Below are 16,237 nucleotides of genomic sequence, written 5' to 3'. Positions count from 1 at the left end.
GTTTATTAAGTATTTGTTATATAAGTAATTATATTGATAGACGCTTATTTTAACTATCGATAAAGCTAGTATCGTGCTTATATTTTCATTACAATAAAGAAACAATGCAGCAGGGGCACTAATTGTCATTTTTTTCGCTCCTAATATCTGCGATTAGCTGATAGTCTCAGTCAATTCTATTTTAGCGATAACGCTAATGGCTATATTAATTACCTCATATACTCTGCTAGCGCTAATGCTAGTTAGATAAAGGACACTTATGTTTGCCCATACCATTACTCAGCGTCACCAACAGCCGTCTTACCAGAATGCGCATATGCCTCTTCGTATTGCAGTTGCTCTTGCGTTGAGTTGTACCGCGATACAAGTACAAGCTGCTGATGATTCTCAAACCTATAACGAACTGCCAGCACCCGGAGCTGCGTTTGAATACGAGGATCTTGACCTATCACAGAGTCTTGATAACAGTGCGATATCTTCTGATATGAGTACACAAAATGGCAAAATAATTAGCAAAGAATTTATTGCTCAGCAAGCCAAGCTATTTTCTGAATGTACGCAAGTCCAGTCTAGTGCTGCTCGCCTCGCTTGTTTTGATAAGGTAGCTGAACAAGGTAAGACACCAAGCTATACCTCAACCAAACAACCAATTGATTTGGCAAAAACCTTTCAAAGTACGGTCTCAGGTAATCCAAAAGTGATATTGGCTGAGTCTCAAACGGCGATGAGTGGTACGACAGTTGAAGATGCAGATACCATTTTGATGACCAGTCAGCAAACAGCAGCTAGCAAATTGAAGGCAAATGGCAACGTAGAAGTAGATGCTGAAACGAATAGTGAGGCACAGATTTTAGAAAATGTCGGTGTCACTCAAACAGATATCGAAAAATTCTCGCCACTCAGTCTATCTTATGACCTAGACAAAAATAGTGAGCGTGGTACTTGGACGGTCAGACCATATCGACCGACATATCTGTTGCCATTATTTTATACCTTCGATCCCAATTTGAATCCAAATACACCATCACAAGAAACAGATCCTTTTGATTCTAATGACATACGTGAGACTGAGCTAAAATTCCAATTATCCCTAAAAACAAAAGTCGCAGAAGATTTGTTTGATACCAGTGCTGACCTATGGTTTGGCTATACCCAAGAATCACATTGGCAAGTTTATAACGAAGACAACTCACGTCCATTCCGTGCTACCGATTATCAACCTGAAATATTCTTAACCCAACCTGTGACAGCAGATCTACCTTTTGGTGGACGTCTACGTATGTTGGGCGCAGGTGCTGTCCATCACTCGAATGGACAAGATGATCCATTATCACGTTCATGGAATCGTGCCTACCTCATGGCGGGCGCAGAGTGGGGCAGACTTTCAGTCATACCGCGCCTATGGGCTCGAGTAAATAACGAAAGTAGTAGCGATGACGATAATCCAGATATCGAAGACTACATGGGCTACGGTGATATCAAATTCTTGTACGATTTGCCGGCTGATCAGAGCATTAGCGGTACCTTGCGCTACAATCCAGGTACCAATAAAGGTGCTGCGCAAATCGACTATATCTATCCTATCTCAGAGAACGTTAATGGTATGGTTCAGCTATTCCAAGGCTATGGTGAGTCGATCATTGATTATAATCATGAAAATACCTCTATTGGCTTTGGTATCGTACTGAATGATTGGAAAGGGCTCTAATTCGGAAAGGACATCAATTTGAGAAAGGCTCTAACATAGGTGGAATTTATTATAAGTTATGACAAATAATAGTTTATGCGCCGCTTAGCGCCTTATCAAACTGGACTGTGGTTGGCAGAGTATATGGATATGCGCTGCCAACTATGCCGTATTTATCGTAGTACACCACAATCTCAACTACTGCAGTATCAAGCGCAATCTAGTATACATAATATAACGGACACGCCGCCTACACGGACAGCCTTAAAGAAACACTCTTTTCTTACTAATATCGTTCATCAAGCAAACAGCCATTTAAGCAGTGGTTTACTTTGTGATCACTGTCACAACGATATCACTTGGTTGCCAAGGCCTTTTGAAGTAGATATCGCTCCTAGTATATCTCTATCTATCCAAGCCTCTACTTACTACGAGTATCCAATACGTCAAGCTATCCGAGCATTTAAGCATCAAGAGGATATGACGAAATTGCCGTTACTATTACATGCCATACGTCAATTACCGCGTCCACACGGTTGTCATCGCAATAACAGTGTGATTGTTGCTATGCCAACGACAGGTCAACGATTGGTCAAACGTGGGTTCGATCCTGTCAGTATTCTATCTGCCCAATTGTCTAAACATTGGCAAATTCCTGTATGGCAAGGCGTCGAGCGTATTGACGATACAGTTAGTCAGCAAGGACTGACTCGTGCCGAACGTCTTAGTAACTTAGATAATGCCTTTGCTCTAATCGAAAAGCCTCATACAAAACGTTTATTACTATTTGATGACGTATCTACTACAGGTGCAAGCTTACAAGCATTAACGCGAGCGTTCATTCCACCTGTAGCAGTAAAATCAGCAAAAGGTGGCAGCAACAGTAGTTATCAAATTTCTGCTTACGTATTAGCACATGGCAGCAAATCCTAAACCCAATATATCTTTGTCAGTAATATCTAATTATTGCTAATATATTTCCTTGACGCTATATTATTATAACTATGTATACTAATTTGTTGTTTTACGGCTGTATACGTTGATAATGATTTTACATATTTATGGTTAAGTTACATATATCAAGTGACAAATCTCGACTTTTTTAAACATTATTAGTTATATGTCGTGGAACGAAAATTGCATGTTATTAGGGTAGTCAGTATAAAAATAGTAGTAAGCTAAAAATATAAGATACTTACAATAAATTTTAGTGAGATATAGACGAAAGATAGTTAATTGCCGTTTTAAATAGGAATATGATGTGGACGCATCTTTGAACGAATTATCACCTAAGCTAAAAAATATTAGTTCAGGTTTTACCTTGATTGAACTAATGGTAACCATTGCTGTACTCGCCATTATTGCAGGTATTGCGGCGCCTAATATTAGTACTCAGCTTGCAGACCAGCGGGTTAAGTCGACGGCGGCGACGATTTCTAATGCGTTAAAAGAGGCTAAAGTAGAAAGTATTCTTCGTCGGCAGAATATTACTGTTTTATATGATACGTCTACTACTCCTAGTAAAATTGTATTGCAAGCTAATGGAACTAGTATCTCTAGCTATAATCTCAATAGACAGAGCGCGGTAACACAACAAATTAGTCCTACTACTGTTACTAATATTGTTTTTCGACCTAGTAAGTCAATAGATGGGGGTGCAACAGTAGTTTATACCATATGCGATAGCGGCTCTACTAGTGAATCTCCTAAGCAGGTTAGTCTTACGAGTATTGCTAATGTTGATATTACAAATGCTGGGAGTTGTTAATGAAAAACGTCAGCCAGCAACAAGGTGTAGGATTGGTAGAAGTGTTAGTAGCGCTATTACTGTTAGCAGTCGCTGTATTGGGCTTTACGGCTATGCAAATGTCAGCAGTAAAAGCCACAGATGAAAGTCTTATGCGCACTCGGGCACTAACTATAATGAGAGGTGGTGCTGAGATAATGCGCACCAATCCTGATGGTATCAGTGCTTTTAAAACAGCTATAAACGGTACAGCTGACTCAGTTACTATCGATGGTACTAGTATTACAAAAGACAGTTGTATAAAAAACACCAATACCGTACCAGTAGCTGCTGATAGTTGTACGCTTGCGCAGCTTGCGACTCGTGATGGCCTATTAGTCAGATCGTATGCAAGTGCGAATGATATTACGATTGGTTTAGTACCAAATGGCTGTCCTGGTACATCGGGTAACCAAGAGCGTCAGTGTTTTGTTGCTAGTTGGGGAGATACAACGATTACGTTAGATAATAGTTTATCGACTGCTTGTGCTAATGCAGATGGTACTTATAAGAATGGTGCAGAGTGCTTTATTATGGAGGCTTACTGATGATATCAAGCTATAGTCGCAGATATGAACATCAACAAGGCTTTACGTTAATAGAGCTTATGATTTCTCTGATTTTAGGTTTACTAGTATCAGCTGCCGTGATGCAAGTATATTTAATCAATGTTAAAACCAGTAGTATTCAATCTAGTGGTAGCGAACTACAAGATGCAAGTATATTTGGACTACAACAGTTAGAGAAAAAAGTACGAATCGCAAATTTAGGTAATCCAACTACTCAAATTACCAGTACAACGGTAAATGGGGGAATTGTATTAACTGCTGCTAATCTAGGTATAACAACACCTTATACTAATACCGCCTATCTAACAAGACGTGATGGTGATAGTGCTATTGGCACCAATGGATGGACAGGTATCTCTAATACTAATGTTAATAGCGATCAGTTGACCATTCAATACACCAATACAACGGGCAATGTCATGAGTGATTGTGAAGGTGCGGATGCTGCTGTTAATGATATTGTAGTGGAGCGCTACTTTTTACGCAGAGCAACAGGTGATACGAGTACCGGTAATATAAGAAATTTAGTACTAGCCTGTGATGCAGGAAGGGTTAGTCCAACTGGTGGCATACTCACTGTTGGTGCGTCAACAGACTCTCGTAATTTTGGCACAGCTGGTCAAGAGTTTATTATCAATGTTGACCAATTTAAAATTTTACTAGGTACAAAATCGTCAGCAGCAGCCAGTGCAGGCCAAATGATGTATCTACCAAGCAGCTCATATTTATTGATGGCGACGAAGCCGTCAATAACAGCTGTGAAGATAGGTCTTATTGTTCATGGTACGACACCTATTATAGGTAGTAATGACCAATCTTCATTTACCTTACTGGGCCAAAGTAATAGTTTGAAGACAGACACTACTCGCCAACAGCAAGTGCGTACAAGTTATGAATCTACAACGCTATTGCGTAATGCACGAGTGATTGATGTTGATACTAGCTTAACTCCTTAAGACCTATTAGGATAATTTGAAATGAGCAACCACTATCGTTTATCACATTCTTTAGACCAAGGAAAGAAAAGTGGTCAGATATATTCTAATGGAGAGCGTGGGGCAACACTGATCGTGGTGCTATTGTTCTTAGTTCTCATTATGTTAGCAGGCGCGATAGCCGTTAGACAAAGTAATACCGATTTAAAAATTGCAACGAGTGATCAAATAAATACGGTTTTATTACAATCATCTGATAGCGCCAATCAAAAGCTAGAAATGATGGTTAATGGTAGTCCGAGTTCTGAAGAGTACCGCGACGTAACAAGTGCAGCAGGGGTGTTTGGTCATTTTTTATTGAATCCAGACAATGCAACCAACGAATTTATTTACTGTTTCAATCCTCGCACTAAAAAATACTTGGCCGCAAATGCCTCTGTCAAAAAATCGACTGGTGGCTATTGGAGTAGTTTAAGCGGTGGATTCTGTGATTATACCAACGCCAATGACTATACCAGTGCTAGACAGACAGTCATGACACAAATGAGTGTTACAGTTACGCCTACCAACCCCAATACACCTGTGTTTGATCATATGGTTATCGGTAAAGAGGTACTAGACAGGACAAGTAAACGTTACCAGTTTGACGTTCGAGCCTCTTCCGCTCTACCAGCTTACAACGAACCAAAAGTAGGCAGTGATAAGTGTTTTGAGCAAACCAGTATAAATGCCAATGTAGCTACTGGCAAAAAATCTCTAAGCGATTGTATGTTGTCTGCATCTACGCCAAGCAAAATGCTATATGAGCAAGTAGATGTAGAAAATGCTTCTTCGTCTACCTTATGTATACCATATGGTAAAGGCACACTGTCATCAAAATGCATACTCTCAGTTACCCCCTAATCTGCTTATTAATTACGCTAATTTCATAAAGGATAGATGTCATGAAACGACTTGACAACGTATCAAAAAACACGGAAAAACGTACGTTACCACTGAAATATTTAGTCGTTGTAATGGCATCAATGGTTGCGATGCCAATATCACAAGCGGATGTCGCAAATAAACAAATTGGCGACTTAGAGATTTATAAAGCGGCTGAAGGTGGTAAAACTACTATTACCATGATGTTGGATACCTCAGGTAGTATGAGTATCAACCAAGTGAGTTATGCTTGTGATTTACCTTCAGGAGTTTCTTATACTAAGGGTTCTGAGGTATCTACGACTGTACCTACATATCCTAAAAACTATTGTGAGACTAGAAAGTACTTTTATCGTTATTCTCCAGTGGGTCAATGGTACCGATGTGGTGCTAGCGATGGGTCTGGATCTGTTGGTTACGGTTTTGCAGATTGCGGTACAGCGATTTCTCCCCCAACAGGAAGTGGGTTTAGTTCTATAACCTCTGGTAGTGGTAATATTTATTTTTACAAATTTGATAAAGTTTATGATCGCTTAACACGTCTTAAAGATGCCATATTTACCTTGATGGACAGTACTCAGTTAGATTCTACAAAGGTTGCTATCGGTATTGGTCAGTTTTCTACACAGAGTAATAGTAACAACCAGTATAAAGGTGGCGATGGTAGGAGTGGAAAAATCCTTGTGCCAGCAGCATTAATTACCCCAGCACAGCGTACTGCCATTAAAGTAGCAGTAGCAGGCTTGAATGGTGAAAACGGTACGCCAACAGCCAATGCTTATGCTGAGGCTGGCGCTTATATGTTGGGTACCAATACCTCTAACTCTTCCTATAGTGGTTTTAGTGACTCTGTGTCATCTTCTAAGAGTGGTAATAATTATATTAGCCCATTATCGTCTACTACTAGTGCTAGCTGTGATGGAAGAGGAATATACTTCTTAACAGATGGTAATCCAAATAGTGCACCTTCTCCTACTACCCTCATGAGGTCAGCACTGAACGTTACAGGAAATACTTTTAGTGTGCCATCTTCAGGAGCGTTACCAAGCGGTAGTGAAAATAACAATGGTATGCCTGAAGTAGGAGCATTTGCTAAAGCGTTGCGTAATCCAGCTCTCAATCCATTAGGGGCAAATGGTGAAATTTTAACAGCTGTGGTTGGGTTTGGTTCAAGTTTCGACGTTGACCGAGTAGCTGATGCAGCCTTGCCTGAAACAGAAAGGGTAATTCGTAGGCTTTCGTACGTAGATTCCAAAGGCACGCAGAAAACAAGTGATTTTTACAACTGTGAAAAAATTACAGGCGTTGATGCAAAAAATGCTTGCAACTGGGGAGCAAAGTCACACCCATCGTTACCCAATGTAGGTGGGTTTGGTGAAGGTGGTTTCTATTCAGCACAATCCACAGAGGATATTGTTAATAGTATTACAACCTTTGTTAGCGACCTTAATCAAACATTACCTTCTACACCTTCAGGTACTATCATCGTTCCTAACGATCCTTATCGTGCTGATAGCCAACTTGCTATTGCTTATTACCCAACCCTACAGCCTAAAGTTGCTGAGAACTCAGTGATTTGGGAAGGTAATATGAAAAAATACAATTTGAATGAAGGAACACTATACGGTAAAAATAGTGCAAAGCTGTTCAAAAATACAGCAGGGGAGTTGAACAAAACGACACAAGATTTATGGTCTGACAAAGACTATACCAATGCAAACGATAAAGTGGAATCTGGTGGATTCTATGCGCAACTAAAAACACCAGATACAGGTGTATCTTCAGTCAGGACGTTGTATGTAGAGGACTGGAAGAGTGCTACAAACCAAACCACTATGTTGAGGAAATTCGGTGTAAACAGTGCTGGAAAAGTAACACTAGATAATGCTCCACTTTCTAGTACTAATAAGTTCAATGATACAGGCACTTACTCTGAGACTTCTTTGAGAAAGCTATTGAACTTTTTAGGCTTTGATGTTCTTCCAAGTACAGCTACAGCAGTTAAGGACATGACACTGAGTACTGCAAATGCTTCGAAAGCAATCAAAGTTGTTGGTGCGACATTGCACTCTACACCAGCATCTGTGTCTTATTCTGCAACACTAGATGCTGATGGTAAAGTTACCGACCAACGTGACGATTATATATTATTTGGATCTACTGAAGGCGGATTGCACCTTGTCAATGCCGACAACTATAGTAATGCTGGTGATGGCGGAAAGGAAAGATTCGTCATTATTCCGAGAGAGATGCTGAGAAATACTAGCCAGTCAGATGCGCTCATAAAGGATAGTACCAAAACTGAGATTGGAACGCCAAATTTTGGTATTGATGCACCATGGTTAGTCAATACAGATTATCAGTATGATTTTCCAAATAAACGAGTATCTATCGATACTAGTGGTAACAAAGGTGTATTTGCTTATGGCGGCTTAAGAATGGGGGGCGAGGCTTTTTATGGCATCGATCTTGGCAATATAGACAGTCCAAAGATGTTGTTCTCTATTACGCCTTCGACTGCAGGATTTAGCCGCATGGGGCAAATATGGGCAAAACCGACCAAAGCAAAAATTAAAACCAGTAGCTCAGATACAGGGACTGATGTTCTAGTATTTGGTGGTGGTTATGATACATGTTATGAGAATGAAAGCTTTCAGGTTGGTATCGTAGATTCGTTGTTAGGTGGCTGTTCTGCAAAAACCTCAGCTAAAGGTAACGCGGTCTACATTATCAACGCAAAAGATGGCGCATTAATATGGTCGGCATCTAGTGATAGTGGGGCTACTAAAACAGTTACGGACATGAAGAACAGTATTGTTGGTGGTGTTACGACTTTGGATCGTGATAATGACGGTTTTATGGACCATATCTACTTTGCAGATTTGGGTGGTCAGGTGTTTCGTGCGGACTTTACCAATGCTGGTTTCGTCAAGCCAGTAACATCAGGCACAGCATCTCCTGAATCAAAATTTAGTAATACTCGAGTAACACGCGTGCTTAAAAGCACTCATGCGACAACGGTAAGTCAAAAGTATGCTTATCGTTTTTATGAACGTCCAGTAGTTAGCTTCTACCGTAATTCAACCACAAATACATTATTTGCACTGGTCAACGTGATTTCAGGCGATCGCAGCTCACCATTATCTAAAATACGTAATACCACTGCATATGCGGATCGACTTTATGGAATTATAGATAGCGATGTTACCAAAGCCAATGAAGTATTTTATGCTAGCAACTTTACGACAGCTAGTAACATTAATGGTCAAAAAGTCGTTGATCTAGCGGACAGCAATTTGGTTCAGTTACCGACGGCGATAGGAACTGGGTCAACAGCTGGCTATAGTTTAGCCCAAAAGAATAATGTCATTAGTACAATGCAATCAGGTGTTCAGCGAGGCTGGTACTATCCATTAACACGCTTCGATGGCTACGACAATGTCAGATATACAAAAGGTATTGGTAAGTCTGAAGTTATCGACAACTTCTTGTACACCACAGTCTATAACCCAGATATGAGTTACGGTCCTACAGATTCATGCACTGCTAAAATTGTAGGTGGATCAGAGCGACAGTTGTATTGTCTACCTTATGGTATCTGTTTAGATGATACTTCTAAGAACGGTACTGGTGGATTCGTTAGAGCAGGACAGGGAATTCAGGAGCTAACTCTAGGCCCACGTAGTTCAACGCTTACAAACCAACGTCTACTTATCGGTACACAGACATTAGCAGAGCGCCAGACTGACAGAGTAAGTTTTGGTTCTGATAGCAATAAGAGTGGTAATAGCTTAATAGATGAGGCACAAGGTCTGACAAATGCTGATCAGATATTGGGTAATGGTACAGCGCCCGAATTGATATTTCATGAGCGTTTCATTCTACAACCAAAAACGTGGTATGAAGTAGACTAATAGGGCGAACTTATGAACAGACAAATGCTCAAAAATCAGACAGGATTTACACTTATTGAGCTTATGGTTGTCGTTTTTATCGTTGCTATTTTGGCAGCGATTGCGATACCTTCTTATAGACAGTACGCTGTGAGAAACGCTGAGTCACAAGCCCAAGCAACTATGCAACAATTGGCAATAGAGCTTAATCGTTGGCGAGCTAGCGCTTTAACTTATAAAGGCTTTGTACCTAGAAAGCTCGCAAGTAATGGTGATATAAGTTATGGCTATGACGCAACCGATAACAAGACTATCTATGTCCCGAGAGGTAGTAATAATACAAACTATAGCTACTTGATTACTCTAGTGGATGGCAACACAGGTAATACGCTAGCACCCGCAGCGACTGGATATTCTACTGCAGGTAGTTCATGGCGTATGGTAGCTATACCTAAGAGTACGGGTATTACTGAATATGCTAGCGTTATTATGACCAGTAGCACTGGCACACAATGCAAGAGCAAAGATAGAACTATTACTGCAGCATCTACTAATTGTGGTACTGGTCAAGAAAGTTGGTAGTCCTATCAAAAAACTCACTAATAATTTCATGCATCATGACTGCGATAAGAAAGCAAATACTATGATCACAACTACAATTATAAGCAATGTTAAATCGAGCAATAGACACAATAATATTAAAGGCTTTACTCTCATTGAAGTAGTGATAGTAGTAGCTATCATAGGTGTGCTTGCAGCCATTGCATATCCTAATTATCAAAGATACGTTATTAAAACTAAACGTACTGATATGATGAGTGAGATGTATAACATTGCTTCTGAAATTCAAAGTCGCAAATTGGCACAGGGTGCTTATAGTAATGCCCTTCTTACAGGGTTAGGTGGTGATTATCCTAAGCAAGGCACAGCCCTTTATGCTGTTGCCATCACGCCGAATCCATTAACTGCTAAATGGGTAATTACTGCAGTGCCTAAAGCTAATACTCAGATGAGTAGCGATGGTACCCTAACTTTTAATTATCAGGGTATTAAATGCAAGGGTAGCGTCTGCAGTACTGGAGATGACTGGAATAAATAAATAGTCACTGAAGTAAGAAAGGCTGACAAAAATCGTCAGCCTTTCTTACTTTTTATTACTCATAGTGTCAAACTGACAATTTTTAGCAGCTTAAGCGTAACATTTTTGGACAATTTAAGTACATAAGACAGCGATTGTCATTTTCTTATAGCAAATTTTATTGTTTCCCAATCAAAAATCTATACTAATAGCCTTATTCGTTAATTTGGCACACAACATGCAACAATATTAGTAAGAAACAATTTTGCTATATCATCGACAGATAAACTTTGATGACTATCAGGAATCTGTCTTCGTACTACTCCAATAAGGAATGTTTATGAACACTGCTCAAAAAGGTTTTACCTTAATCGAACTAATGATCGTTGTTGCTATTATCGGTATTCTAGCTGCGATCGCTATTCCTCAGTATCAGAACTATATCGCTAAGTCACAAGTTAGCCGTGCAATGGGCGAGACTTCTGCAGTGAAAACCGCAGTTGAAAGCTGTCTTAATGAAGGTAAAACAGCTGCTGGTGAATGTGCATTAGGTATTACTGATTCTAATATTCAAACTACTACTGTGGAAGCCGCAGCACCAGCTGCAGACGGCACTAACGCAGCCGCACTCACTGAAACAACTGCTATTGTTGCAACGTTCGATGATAATGCAGCAGCTACTTTGAAATCAACGCCAAGTACTTTAACTTGGACGCGTGTTGCAGACGGTTCATGGGGCTGTGCTTCTACAGCTGATGCTAAATATTTACCAGCAGGCTGTTCATAATAGCTAATTACTTATTATCTAAAGCTTGTATAGTTTAGATAGTTATAAAAAAGCCAAGCATATTGCTTGGCTTTTTTGTGTCTGCTATTATTTATTATATAGATGTCATTGATGGCATACACTGTGCACTATAGAGAGTATCCTTATTCACTGTGATATCAATGCCATGACTACCGATAAATTTCTAAAAATGCCCCAAAAATGTCACTCATTGACCGAAGCTGGCTTTACCTTGATTGAATTGATGATTGTAGTGGCGATTATTGGTATTTTAGCGGCAGTCGCCATACCACAGTATCAAATTCATATTGGAAAAACTCAGGCCACCCGAGTGATTAACGAATTGGGCCAATTACGTTTGACAGTGGAAGAGTGTTTACAGACAGGTAGGACTGTTATTGGTTTAGCCACTCATGAGTGTGATCCACGAGCATCGGCTTCTAATCTGATAGTAGGTGGTTCACAAGTGGGCGTAGTCTTACCTAATAATACAGGCATGGCACAGATAACAAACCCGTTGAAGGTAACGACTCGCATTACTGCTATTGTATCTAATCAAGTTAACCCGAAACTGGCCGGTAAAAAGATAGAATGGCTACGTACGAGTGCAGGTTCGTGGAGCTGTAGTAGCAATATAGAAGCAATATATCTACCCAATTCTTGTAGCCACAATGCTAATCTATAGTGTGTTTGGCTAGTATAATATTTATCTTCTAAGGAATAAAAAACCACCTAACAGCATATCGCCATTAGGTGGTTTTTTATTGGTTTAATATATAGATACTTTAAGAAAATGAATTATCTCTCTAAATACTGAATCTTACCTTCCACGCCATCCCATTTCTCAGCTTCTGGCATTTGCCCTTTCATCTCGGTGATATTCGGCCATTTTTGCGCCAACTCTTCATTTAGCTGAGTAAACATTTCTTGGTCTTTCGGTACTTCATCTTCTGAGAAGATCGCATTGGCAGGACATTCAGGCTCGCATAGCGCGCAGTCGATGCACTCATCAGGATCGATGACTAGGAAGTTTGGGCCTTCATAAAAGCAGTCCACAGGACAGACTTCTACACAGTCGGTGTATTTGCAAAGAATGCAGTTATCTGTAACGACAAAGGTCATAGTGAGGTCTACCTGTTATTGGATTGGCTGATATAGTCAATCTCTTTCAAGAGAATTATTGTGTGAGCCTTGCCTGAAGTATTATTTATACCTCTGCGCTCAGCTGCAGTGTAATTCTTTTAAATTAAATCAACTATAAGGGCTACATAGAATAGTTGGAAAATAAAGCGTATTTTAGCGCCTTTACTACGCTTTGACAATTCCCTTTAATGACTAATGATTTTCTTAAGATGATAAAGTAAATCATGCGCTTGTTTGGGCGTTAAGCTATCAGGATCAATCATGCTCAGCTTATCTTGTAGGCTAAATAGCTGATTTTGTTTTAGATTACTAATTGCGTCTGATGTTTGGACGGCATGACTTACTTCTTGATTGAGAGTAGCATCATTATAACTCTCTTCCCGTTTATCCTTTACTGACTTAGCTAATTCATTTTTATCATCAACAGTTACTACTTTATCTACGGTCAAATGGTCTAGTTGCAAGTTGTCTGCTAAATAGCGCTTAGCATCTTCTAGCACTTGGGTGGGAATACCAGCCATTTTTGCGACATGCAGCCCAAAGCTAGAACTCGCTGCACCGTCTTTAATTTGATGCAATAGCAATAACTGACCGTCAACTTCACTGGCTGATACATGAACGTTACGGATATCGGCATGATGACTGCCAATATCATTCGTTAATTGCGTCAGTTCAAAATAGTGAGTGGCAAATAATGTCAGGCAGCCAATCTCGACTAGGCGATTGACACAGGCATGGGCAATGGCCAAACCATCAGTGGTAGCAGTACCGCGACCGACTTCGTCCATTAATACCAGTGATTTATTGGTGGCTTGATTTAAGATATTAGCTGTCTCAATCATCTCTACCATAAAGGTCGATTTGCCACCTGCCAAGTCATCAGCTGAACCAATACGAGTAAAAATGCGGTCGATATCACCAATATTCGCATGCTCAGCTGGCACAAAGCTGCCGCAATGAGCGAGTAGGACTATCAAAGCCGTTTGGCGCATATAGGTAGATTTGCCACCCATATTAGGACCGGTAATCAGAAGCAGTCTTTCAGGGGTTTCATCACTACCTAATGAGCAATCATTGGCGACAAAGTGGTTTGTACTTAATGAATTATTACTCCTATTATTCGCATTCGTTTGATTCAATGCCGCTTCAACCACAACATGACGTCCTCGACGAATATCAATGTTGGTTTGACTTTTTGCCACTGATTCGCTTTGGTCTTTTGTATGTAGACCCATGATTGGGCGCTGCCAGTTATACGTCATGGCAAGCTGGGCCCAATTGCTTAGCACATCTAATTGGGCAATAGCCGCGCTAAGCTGTTGTAATTCAGCCAAGTGTTGGTTTAATTGATTTAAGAGTTCTTGATACAGCTGCTTTTCACGCGCCAACGCTAAGGACTGGGCACTTAGATATTCTGTCTCGACTTCCTTTAGCTCATCAGTGATAAAGCGTTCACTGCTTTTAAGTGTTTGCCGACGGATAAAGTGGGCAGGGGCGTTCTTTGCCTGAATTTTGGGCAACTCAAAATAGAAGCCGCTGACTTTATTGAAGCCGACTTTTAGACTCGGTAATTGATTGTCTTGACGGGTACGCTCTAACATCTCGTCTAGCGTCGATTGAATATTGTCATGCAAGTGGGTAAGACGATCAAACTCTTCATCAAAGCCCGCTGCTAGCATTCCTCCATCGCGGATATGCGCAGGTGGTTCAATGACAATAGCGCGCTCAATTAATTCGGCGACGGATTGAACAGCAGGTAGTTGATCTGGCAATTGCTGCATCAGCATTGGTAATAGGCCAGCGTCTTCATGATTGATACCCGATGCTGTCAATAAAGTAGTCAGCTGAGCGCTATTAGCGATACCATCGGCAAGCTTGCGTAAGTCACGAGGCCTGGCACTCATTAGCCCGATTCGACTACTGATTCGTTCAATATCGCCAATAGTATTCAGCATTTCTCGTAAACGTGTAACCAGTAAGCTATCTTTTACATCTTGGTTTGATTCAATTGAGTCACTCTTTGGGTTTAGCAAACAAGTTATCGCATCTAGACGCATATCGATACGTGAATGCTGACGAAGTGGACGTTTCATTTGCTGCACGAGCAGTCGCTTGCCCATCGGCGTTTGACAGTGGTTCAGCACGGATATTAATGACGTTCCGTTGCTACTAACAGGGGTAAATAGCTCAAGGTTTTGCTGGCTATTGGCATCGATAATTAGGTAGTCATCACTATACTCGACGATGAGTTGGTTGACTTGAGGCACGTGGCGTTGCTGAGTTTGACGCGCATAGTGGATAAGCGCAGCGCAGCTGGTTTGCGCAAGTGGAGCCTCATGAATGCCCAACCCATCGAGACGCTGGACTTCGAACTGCTGACAAAGTGTGTCACTGGCATGCTCACGATGAAAGTCATTGGCAGCGACTTCTATAATAGGGCAGTCTAGATTTTGTCGTAACCACAGTAGCCACTCTGAATCAGTGCAGCCAATGCTGTCGCCAACGCCATCAATAAGTGCTTCACTAATGATGCATTCACTGGGCGCAAAACGCGCCAATACAGTCAGCATTTGAGTTTGCAAATTATCGATATCGTTTTTGTCTGCTATCAGTGTCTGGGTAGTCAATGTACCCGCAGCCAAATCCATCTGGCTAACGGCTGCTTGTAACGTCTGACTATTGTCTTGCGTTTTCATAGTCGCAATATCGATGGCAACCACAGTCGGCGTATGATTAGGGGCAATCAATACATCATCAGTAATAGTACCTGCGGTAAGCGTTTTAACCACTTCGCGGCGCATGATGCTACCAGCAGCAGATTTGCTTTTGTCTTTCTTTTGCTTGTCGCCCATAGCAGGGACATTGGACTTATTATCAGCGTTACCAGTTATCGATTCGTCAATTTGCTCACATACGACCACTGTCTGCCCAGCAGCGATCAAGCGTGCCATATAGCTATCAGCTGCATGAAACGGCACACCCGCCATGGCTATCGTGTTGCCTGCTTTATCCGTACCACGGCGCGTCAGTGTGATATCTAGTATTTGCGCCGCTCGCTTAGCATCGTCAAAGAACAGCTCATAAAAATCACCCATCCGGTACAAGAGCAATGCTTGTGGATAGTTGGCTTTCATGGTTAGATATTGCACCATCATCGGCGTATGGTCTGCTAGGTTATAGACGGCATCGCCTATACTTAAGCAGTCAGAGGTCTCTTGTTTTGATAAGGGTTTTTCCGATGAATTAGGGTTTGACGACTGATTTTGTCCAGATGGCTTTACGGTCATGCAGAGTCTCTTATAGTGCTTTAATGGGTTGTAATGAGTATTTTGTTATAGGAGTGCTAAAGGGTTATTTGTCTTATGTACGAATTTGATAGATAGCTTTGGCTTTATCAATAAGCCAGTCACTTGTAGATAAATGGCTCAACGACAA

The 16,237-nt window shown here is 40.9% G+C and carries 13 protein-coding genes; 11 read left to right on the top strand and 2 right to left on the bottom strand.

Features of this window, described 5'->3' with window-relative positions:
- The first annotated feature begins 259 nt into the window (after positions 1-259).
- The 11 genes from ACIGBM_RS01735 (at position 260) to ACIGBM_RS01685 (ending at position 12,344) form a co-directional block, all read left to right on the top strand.
- Positions 260-1,708 carry a phospholipase A gene (locus ACIGBM_RS01735; RefSeq protein WP_397476550.1) on the top strand — a complete coding sequence of 483 codons (1,449 nt, stop codon included), beginning with the start codon at positions 260-262 and terminating at the stop codon, positions 1,706-1,708.
- Positions 1,709-1,783: 75 nt separating this feature from the next.
- Entirely contained in the window at positions 1,784-2,620 is an 837-nt protein-coding gene (locus tag ACIGBM_RS01730) for a ComF family protein (protein WP_397476549.1), read from the top strand.
- Between the two features lie 400 nt (positions 2,621-3,020).
- Positions 3,021-3,455: a Tfp pilus assembly protein FimT/FimU gene (locus tag ACIGBM_RS01725; RefSeq protein WP_397476775.1), complete on the top strand. Its 435-nt coding sequence runs from the start codon at positions 3,021-3,023 to the stop codon at positions 3,453-3,455.
- Positions 3,455-4,021, top strand: a complete 567-nt coding sequence (pilV, locus tag ACIGBM_RS01720) for a type IV pilus modification protein PilV (RefSeq protein WP_379543669.1) — start codon at positions 3,455-3,457, stop codon at positions 4,019-4,021. Before ACIGBM_RS01725 ends, pilV begins: the two co-directional genes overlap by 1 nt.
- A complete protein-coding gene (locus tag ACIGBM_RS01715) occupies positions 4,021-4,998 on the top strand; it encodes a PilW family protein (RefSeq protein ID WP_379543670.1) in 978 nt (325 codons plus the stop codon). The genes pilV and ACIGBM_RS01715 overlap by 1 nt, the downstream gene beginning before the upstream one ends.
- 21 nt (positions 4,999-5,019) lie before the next feature.
- Complete coding sequence (locus ACIGBM_RS01710) at positions 5,020-5,880, top strand: pilus assembly protein PilX (RefSeq protein ID WP_394124505.1); 861 nt, start codon at positions 5,020-5,022, stop codon at positions 5,878-5,880.
- A 41-nt stretch (positions 5,881-5,921) separates the two neighbouring features.
- A complete protein-coding gene (locus ACIGBM_RS01705; RefSeq protein ID WP_296209431.1) occupies positions 5,922-9,815 on the top strand; it encodes a pilus assembly protein PilY in 3,894 nt (1,297 codons plus the stop codon).
- Positions 9,816-9,827: 12 nt separating this feature from the next.
- Positions 9,828-10,376: a type IV pilin protein gene (locus ACIGBM_RS01700; protein WP_397476548.1), complete on the top strand. Its 549-nt coding sequence runs from the start codon at positions 9,828-9,830 to the stop codon at positions 10,374-10,376.
- A gap of 61 nt (positions 10,377-10,437) precedes the next feature.
- Positions 10,438-10,893 carry a type IV pilin protein gene (locus ACIGBM_RS01695; RefSeq protein WP_397476547.1) on the top strand — a complete coding sequence of 152 codons (456 nt, stop codon included), beginning with the start codon at positions 10,438-10,440 and terminating at the stop codon, positions 10,891-10,893.
- Between the two features lie 319 nt (positions 10,894-11,212).
- Complete coding sequence (locus ACIGBM_RS01690) at positions 11,213-11,659, top strand: pilin (protein ID WP_397476546.1); 447 nt, start codon at positions 11,213-11,215, stop codon at positions 11,657-11,659.
- A gap of 166 nt (positions 11,660-11,825) precedes the next feature.
- Positions 11,826-12,344 carry a pilin gene (locus tag ACIGBM_RS01685; RefSeq protein ID WP_397476545.1) on the top strand — a complete coding sequence of 173 codons (519 nt, stop codon included), beginning with the start codon at positions 11,826-11,828 and terminating at the stop codon, positions 12,342-12,344.
- Between the two features lie 113 nt (positions 12,345-12,457).
- Here the strand turns inward: ACIGBM_RS01685 and fdxA are convergent, their stop codons facing one another.
- Positions 12,458-12,781 (bottom strand): ferredoxin FdxA, encoded by a 324-nt coding sequence (gene fdxA, locus ACIGBM_RS01680; RefSeq protein WP_101205516.1) that lies wholly within the window; start codon positions 12,779-12,781, stop codon positions 12,458-12,460.
- A gap of 206 nt (positions 12,782-12,987) precedes the next feature.
- Positions 12,988-16,089, bottom strand: coding sequence for a DNA mismatch repair protein MutS (gene mutS, locus ACIGBM_RS01675; protein ID WP_397476544.1), 3,102 nt, complete (start codon positions 16,087-16,089; stop codon positions 12,988-12,990).
- Positions 16,090-16,237: the final 148 nt, after the last annotated feature.

The organism is Psychrobacter sp. NPDC077938 (assembly GCF_044542635.1).
Lineage (GTDB): Bacteria > Pseudomonadota > Gammaproteobacteria > Pseudomonadales > Moraxellaceae > Psychrobacter.
Note: the sequence above shows the minus strand (reverse complement) of the source record. Positions and strands in the feature narration are given on the sequence as shown.